General features: G+C 67.2%; 8 protein-coding genes. 2 read left to right on the top strand and 6 right to left on the bottom strand.

The features are described from left to right. The 6 genes from JNK68_11810 to JNK68_11785 all read right to left on the bottom strand — a co-directional run. A partial coding sequence (locus tag JNK68_11810) for a Tim44 domain-containing protein (protein ID MBL8541041.1) occupies positions 1 to 687 on the bottom strand: 687 nt, incomplete at its 3' end. 98 nt (positions 688 to 785) lie between these two features. Then, the gene (locus JNK68_11805) at positions 786 to 1,508 is read right to left on the bottom strand and encodes a hypothetical protein (protein MBL8541040.1); all 723 of its coding nucleotides are present in this window, start codon (positions 1,506 to 1,508) and stop codon (positions 786 to 788) included. Beyond that, positions 1,505 to 2,257, bottom strand: coding sequence for a hypothetical protein (locus JNK68_11800; protein ID MBL8541039.1), 753 nt, complete (start codon positions 2,255 to 2,257; stop codon positions 1,505 to 1,507). Before JNK68_11800 ends, JNK68_11805 begins: the two co-directional genes overlap by 4 nt. A gap of 18 nt (positions 2,258 to 2,275) precedes the next feature. Next, on the bottom strand, positions 2,276 to 3,013 hold the full coding sequence (locus JNK68_11795) for a hypothetical protein (protein MBL8541038.1): 738 nt from the start codon (positions 3,011 to 3,013) through the stop codon (positions 2,276 to 2,278). Positions 3,014 to 3,132: 119 nt separating this feature from the next. Next, positions 3,133 to 3,867 carry a bifunctional demethylmenaquinone methyltransferase/2-methoxy-6-polyprenyl-1,4-benzoquinol methylase UbiE gene (gene ubiE, locus JNK68_11790; protein ID MBL8541037.1) on the bottom strand — a complete coding sequence of 245 codons (735 nt, stop codon included), beginning with the start codon at positions 3,865 to 3,867 and terminating at the stop codon, positions 3,133 to 3,135. Between the two features lie 12 nt (positions 3,868 to 3,879). Continuing rightward, positions 3,880 to 4,287, bottom strand: coding sequence for a DUF971 domain-containing protein (locus tag JNK68_11785; protein ID MBL8541036.1), 408 nt, complete (start codon positions 4,285 to 4,287; stop codon positions 3,880 to 3,882). Positions 4,288 to 4,466: 179 nt separating this feature from the next. Here JNK68_11785 and phoB point away from each other — a divergent pair, with 179 nt between their 5' ends. Continuing rightward, positions 4,467 to 5,153: a phosphate regulon transcriptional regulator PhoB gene (gene phoB / locus JNK68_11780; protein ID MBL8541035.1), complete on the top strand. Its 687-nt coding sequence runs from the start codon at positions 4,467 to 4,469 to the stop codon at positions 5,151 to 5,153. 90 nt (positions 5,154 to 5,243) lie between these two features. Then, positions 5,244 to 6,605, top strand: a complete 1,362-nt coding sequence (phoR, locus tag JNK68_11775) for a phosphate regulon sensor histidine kinase PhoR (protein MBL8541034.1) — start codon at positions 5,244 to 5,246, stop codon at positions 6,603 to 6,605. Positions 6,606 to 6,620 lie beyond the last annotated feature (15 nt).

Genomic DNA, 6,620 nt, shown 5'->3' with positions numbered 1-6,620 from the left:
CTCCAGCAGTTCCGCGTCCAGGGTCGTCACCGCGACCTTCTGCGTGGCACCGCCGCGTGCCCGGACCTGCGATTCGAGTTCGGCGTAGAGTTCCGGCGTCGTGTAGTCGCGAATCGCCTCGAGGTTGCCGGTGTCGTTCGCGGTCTGCAGTTGAATGAAGGCCTTGCGTGCCTGGTTGAGGAACGCCGCCTGATCGAAGTCTGGCGGGATGTTGCGTGCAGGGGTCGCGGCGGCGGGCGGCGGGGTGGCGGCGGCCGGACGACCGAAGGCGGGCGCTGGCGATGCCACTCCACCGCCGGCGGCGGGCTCCAGCGCCGGACGCACCGGCGCGCGGCTTCGCGCGAGATTGCGCAGCAGCAGCCAGCCGCCACCGAGGAGCAGCGCCAGGATCGCCACGTCACCGAACTTGATGCCGTCGAAGGCGCCGCCGAAGAACAGCGCACCGAGCAGACCGCCCGCCAGCAGGCCGGCGAGCGGACCACCCCAGCCGGGGCGCTGAGCGGGCGCGCCCTGCGGCGCCGCGGCGGGAGCCTGCGCCGGCGGACGCGGTGCCGCCTCGCGCTGAATGGATTCGCGCTGCTTGCCGATGCTCTGGCCGCCGCCGAAACGCTTCGCGGCCTGCGCGTGCTCGGCGCCGAGGCTGAAGCCCACCAGCGCGGCAAAGGCAAGGATCAGGAGTTTTCTCATCGTCGTCTCTACGGGTTGGGTCCAGCTTAGAGGGAGTGCGGCCGGCTCGGTTCACCCCGCGTGCGAACAGGTTGCATGGAGGAATAACAGGCCGCGGCTCACTTGGGCGGCTCGAAGGCGTTGAGCTCCAGACGCAGGCGCGACCCGCGCGTGAGCTGTTCGGTGCTCGGCTGGCGCAGGTCGTGGTATTCCCAGTCGCAGATCCGCCTGACCGTTCCCGAAACCTGTGGTGCATACCAGTCGATGAGCGTGACCGTGGTCGGTGAGCGTGTCGCGTCCCCGTCTTCCGGCGCGATCAGACGCCTCACCTTGAGTGCCCTGAATTTGCCCGCCGGCACGGTGACGTCGTCCCAGGAAATCGCCTTGGCGAAGATCTTGACCAGTGTCTTGCGACCGGTGGCCGGGTCGATCGCGTCGATGGAATCCACCCAGTTGTTGCCCGCATCGAGCGGAAAGCGGTAGAGCGTGAGCGCGGGCACGAAATCGACGTCGGTGGCGCCGAGTCGCGCCAACCAGCCGCAGCCCTGCGGACCGATGCGGTCCCAGTTGCCTGCGGCGTCCCAGAGCTCTTTCGCCGGCGCAGCGTCTGCCGGCGCGCGCGTGACCGTGACACGGTTTGCGGCGGCGGTGAGGATCTCCACGCGAACGGCGCCGAGCTGGCGTCCGCTGGTCTCGTCATGCTGATCGTAGGACCAGGCCATCCCCGGCTTGAACGCGGGTGCCGGGGCTGCGCTGTCCGCCGGCGCGGCGGTAGGTGCGAGCAGCGCCACCAGCAGCAGACCGTGCAGCGCGGCGCGAACTCCGCAGGCGCGTGAGCTCACTTGGCCGCCTTGTATTCGAGCAACTGCCAACGCAGGCGGTCGCCGCGAATGAGCGCGTTGCGGGGAGACTGCTGGTAGTCGTAGTAGTAGCTGTCGTGCCAGGTCATCACGGCGCGGTTGACCGCAGGCACGTACCATTCGACCATGCGCAGCGTGGTCTGCGACTTGTTCCAGGCGAGGTCCTGCACGTAGGCCGTGCGCTCGATGCGCATGACGTCGAACGAGCCTGCCGGCACCGTGATTTTCTCCCAGCAGCGTGCGCGGCTGCTCACCTGGATCGGCGTTCGCGCCTGCGTTGCCGGGTTGATCGCAACCAGGTTGTCGCTCCAGCTTCTCCCGGTCTGCAACGGAAAGGGCGTGGACTCGAAGGGCGGCTCGAACTGGACGATCGCGGAGCCGGGCGCGAGCCGCGAGAGCCAGTCCCAGTTGCGATTCGACACGGCGACCCATGCCCATTGCGGGTCGTATGTTTCGTCTACGATACTGCCCCCCGGCAGCGTGAGCCGCGTCCCGATTCCGCTCGCCGTCACCGCCGTGACTTCCAGACGGAAGACGCCGCGGTCGATGCCCGTGTAATCGTCGTTTTCCCGGTACGTCCAGACATCACCGACGCGTACCGTCGGCGGCGCCTGGATGGTGCCCAGGTCGGGCGCGCACGAGGGAATGCCGAGGCCGGCTCCCGGACCCACGCACGCTGCCGCGAGGAGACACAGGCCGACGACGTAGAGGGGGCGGAGGGTGCAGGGCATGGCGAAGCTCCCGGTAGGCTATCGTACCCACTCCCAGCGCAGGCGATCGCCGAGGATGAGCATGCTCGGGCCGCGCTGTCGGTAGTCGTAATAGTAGGAGTCGCGCCAGATCATCACGCTCCGGTTCGCCTCCGGCACATACCACTCGACCTGGCGCAGCGTGGTCTGCGAGCGGTACCACTCGAGATCCTGGAGATACGCGGTGCGTTCGATGCGAAGCGCAACGAATTCACCAGCCGGGACGCTGACCTTTTCCCAGCAGCGCGCTTTGCCATCAATGTCGATCGGAACGCGCGCCTGGCTGACGGGATCGATGGCGACCACGTGGTTGCTCCAGGTCTGCCCCGCGCGCAGGGGAAACGGCGTCGCGTCGAAGGCTGGCGAGAAAGCGATCGTTCCCGACCCCGGCGCGAGCCGCGACAGCCAGTCCCAATTGCGGTTCGACACGGCGATCCATCCCCACTGGGGATCGTAGCTCTCGGCGAAGTCCCTGCCGCTGGGCAGGGTGATGCGTGCCTGGATCTCGCTTGCGGTCACGCCCGTGACTTCCAGCCTGAACACCCCGCGATCGATGCCCGTGTAGTCGTCGTTCTCGCGGTAGACCCAGACATCGCCCACGTGTACCGCGGGCGGGTTCTGGATGGGTCCCGCGTCCGGTGCGCAGCTCGGCAGTCCCAGTCCGCCTCCGGGGCCCGCGCACGCAGTCGCAAACAGTGAGAGGGCAAGGAGGGCAGGCACGAGGACGGAGCGGCGCATGGTGTGAACCTCGGGCAGCGCGCGGGCGGCACTTTCATTCTAGTCGCCAGGGAGGCGGACGGTCCAAACTTGTCCACGCCGTCACCAGCCGGCGCGCTGCGGCCGCGTCGGATGGTTTCTTAGTACTTGACGCCCACGTGCAGCGCGACCAGACCCGCCGTGAGATTGAAGTACTCGACCTTGTCGAAGCCCGCGGTCTCCATCATGAGCTTGAGCTCCGCCTGCGATGGAAACATGCGGATCGACTCGGCGAGGTAGCGGTAGCTTTCGGCGTCCCTGGCGACGAGCTTGCCGAGTGCCGGCAGGACGCTGAACGAATAGGCGTCGTAGAGCGGGCCGAGCGGGGGCCACACGCGCGAGAACTCGAGCACCAGCACGCGCCCGCCAGGCCGCACCACGCGCCGCATTTCCGCGAGCGCCGCATCCTTGCGGGTGACGTTGCGCAGGCCGAAGGCGATGCTGACACAGTCGAACGCGTCGGCGCGAAACGGCAGTTTCTCCGCATTGCACTGGACCGCCGGGGCGATGCAGCCGGCATCGAGCAGGCGGTCGCGGCCGATCCTGAGCATCGCTGCATTGACGTCGGCGAGACAGACGGTGCCGGTGTTGCCGACACGCTCGCTGAACTTCCGCGCGAGATCGCCGGTGCCGCCGGCCAGGTCGAGCACGCGCTGTCCCGGCCTCACGTGGCTTTGCGCGATGGTGAAGCGCTTCCACAGCCGGTGCAGCCCGCCCGACATGAGATCGTTCATCAGGTCGTAGCGATCGGCGACGGAGTCGAAGACACCGTCCACGCGCTTCTGCTTCTCGCCCTCCGGGACGCTCTCGAATCCGAAGTCGGTGGTCTTGGCCATGGTCGGCGGCGGTCACTTCGCCCTAGGGCGGGGCGGCAGGTCGGGACGCGGCTCGCGGCTTTCACCTGCGGCGGCCAGTCGCTCCAGATACTGGTTCCAGAGCGCCTCCTTCTGATCACCGAGCCAGTACAGGTAGTCCCAGGAGTAGATCCCTGTCTCGTGGCCGTCCGAGAACGTCGGCCGCACGGCGTAAGTGCCAATCGGCTCGATGTTGCGGATCTCGACGAACTGCTTGCCGATCTGCAGCACTTCCTGGCCGGGGCCGTGGCCGCGCACCTCGGCCGACGGTGAATAGACGCGCAGGAGCTCGTATGGGAGCTCGAACGTGCGGCCATCGGAGAAGCTCACCTCCATCATCCGGGATTTCTGGTGCAGCTTGATTTCCGTCGGGATCGGGGTCTGCCTGTCGAGCCCTGCCATCGGGTCTTCCGTGCGTCTGTGGAGCGGGAATTCGCCATCATAAACGAGCGGGCAGGCCACGGAAAACCAGCGACGGAGACGACCCCAGTCGGACGAGCGCCTTGCTCGCAACTTTGTCACCTGTCTGTAACAGTAATTTCATACTATGGCAACCGGTCAACTTTGTCGGAGTCACCGCGATGGCGGCAACCGTTCTGGTCGTCGAGGACGAACCAGCGATCCAGGAGCTCATCTCCTACAACCTGCAGCAGGCGGGCCACCAGCCCATGCGCGCAGGCAGCGCGGAGGATGCGCTCAACATCATGCGCCACGCGCTGCCGGACCTGGTGCTGGTCGACTGGATGCTGCCGGGCTTGAGCGGTATCGAGCTCGCCAGGCGCATCAAGTCGGACAAGCGCACGAAGACCGTTCCCATCATCATGCTCACCGCGCGCGCTGCAGAGGAAGACAAGCTGACCGGCCTCGATACGGGTGCGGACGACTACATCACAAAGCCCTTCTCGCCGCGCGAACTCAATGCGCGCGTCAAGGCCGTGCTGCGCCGACGCGCCCCCCAGATGACCGATGACGTCGTCGAGATCGAGGGGCTGCGACTCGATCCGGCGAGCCATCGCATCACCGGCGATCGCCAGCCGATCGAGCTCGGCCCGACGGAGTTCCGGCTGCTGCATTATCTGATGACGCACACGGAGCGCGTGCATTCGCGCGCCCAGCTGCTCGACCAGGTCTGGGGCGATCACGTGTTCGTCGAAGAGCGCACGGTGGACGTGCACATCCGACGGCTGCGCAAGGCGCTGGAACCGACCGGGAACGACCGGCTGATCCAGACCGTGCGCGGCAGCGGGTACCGTTTCTCCGCGAGCTGACGCGACACACCCTGCCGTGCGGGTGAGGCGAGCGTGAGATAATCCGCACATCAGCGGAGGCCGGTTGATTTGGACACTTGGCGACGACCCATGACGCTGTTCGTCGCGATCGCGATCGGAACCGCCATCACCTGGGCGGTGGCGAACCTTGTCGTTGCGCTCGGCTTCGCGTGTGCGGCTCTCCTGCTCGTCGTCGTCTCTCATCTGCGCGACCTGAGCGCCCTGCAACGCTGGCTGAAGGATCCGCGGCCGGAGACGATGCCGAACGTCTCGTCGACATGGGAACCGACCTTCACCCGGCTCGCCCGCCTGATCCGCTCGCAGCGTCGCAGCTCCGCCGAACTCCGCGACACGCTCGACCGCTTCCGGCTCGCCGCGGCCGCGTTGCCCGACGGCGTCTGCATGCTCGATGTCAGCGACCGCATCGAGTGGTGCAACCCCGGCGCCGAGTCACACCTCGGTCTCGATGCACGACGCGACGGCGGCATACTCATCACCAATCTCGTCCGCTACCCGGAGTTCGTCGCATTCCTGCGCGCCGGACCGGACGCACCGCCGTTGCGTCTCAAGGTCAGCCAGGGCGGCCGCGAGCTCGCGCTGTCCTTGCAGGTGGTGCCTTACGGCGAAGAGCGGAAGCTGCTGCTGAGTCGCGACATCACCCGCTTCGAGGAGGTGGAAACGATCCGGCGCGACTTCGTGGCGAATGTCTCGCACGAATTGCGCACACCGATCACCGTCGTCGCCGGCTTCCTGGAAAATCTCGCGGACAGTCCGCAGGCGGCACCGGAGTTCTTCGAGCGATCGATTCACCTCATGCGCGATCAGACGCTGCGCATGCAGCGGCTGGTGGAGGACCTGCTCACCCTGTCGCGTCTGGAGAGCGAACAGTATCCGCTCAGGGAAGCGCCGGTGGATGTCTGCGATCTGGCCCGGAAGCTCGCGGTCGATGCGCGCAGCCTGAGCCACGGTCGGCATCGCGTGCGACTCGAACTCGAAAGCGCAAGCTGGCTTGCCGGAAGCGAGGACGAACTGCGCAGCGCCTTCGGCAACCTGGTGAGCAATGCGGTCCGCTACACGCCCGAAGGCGGATGCATCACCATCGGCTGGAGCAACCGCGGTACCGAGGCGGTCTTCTGGGTGCAGGACAGCGGCATCGGTGTGGAGCCGGAGCACATTCCGCGGCTGACCGAGCGGTTCTACCGGGTGGATCGCAGTCGCTCGCGCGCAACCGGCGGCACCGGTCTCGGGCTCGCGATCGTGAAGCACGTCCTGCATCGTCATCAGGGACGGCTCGAGATCAGGAGCGATCCGGGCAAGGGCAGCACCTTCAGCGTGGTGTTTCCGGCGGCACGCGTGCGCGATGAACCACGCCGGCCGGTCGCGCTACGTGCTGACGATGCGTCCGAGACGGACGGCAAGGCGAGCGCGCAGCGTCGCATCGAGGTCGGCTGACGCTCGCACGGGCGG

It is taken from the genome of Betaproteobacteria bacterium, from assembly GCA_016791345.1.
Taxonomy (GTDB): Bacteria; Pseudomonadota; Gammaproteobacteria; order Burkholderiales; family JAEUMW01; genus JAEUMW01.
The sequence above is the reverse complement of the archived record's forward strand: the minus strand, read 5'-3'. Positions and strand labels throughout refer to the sequence as shown.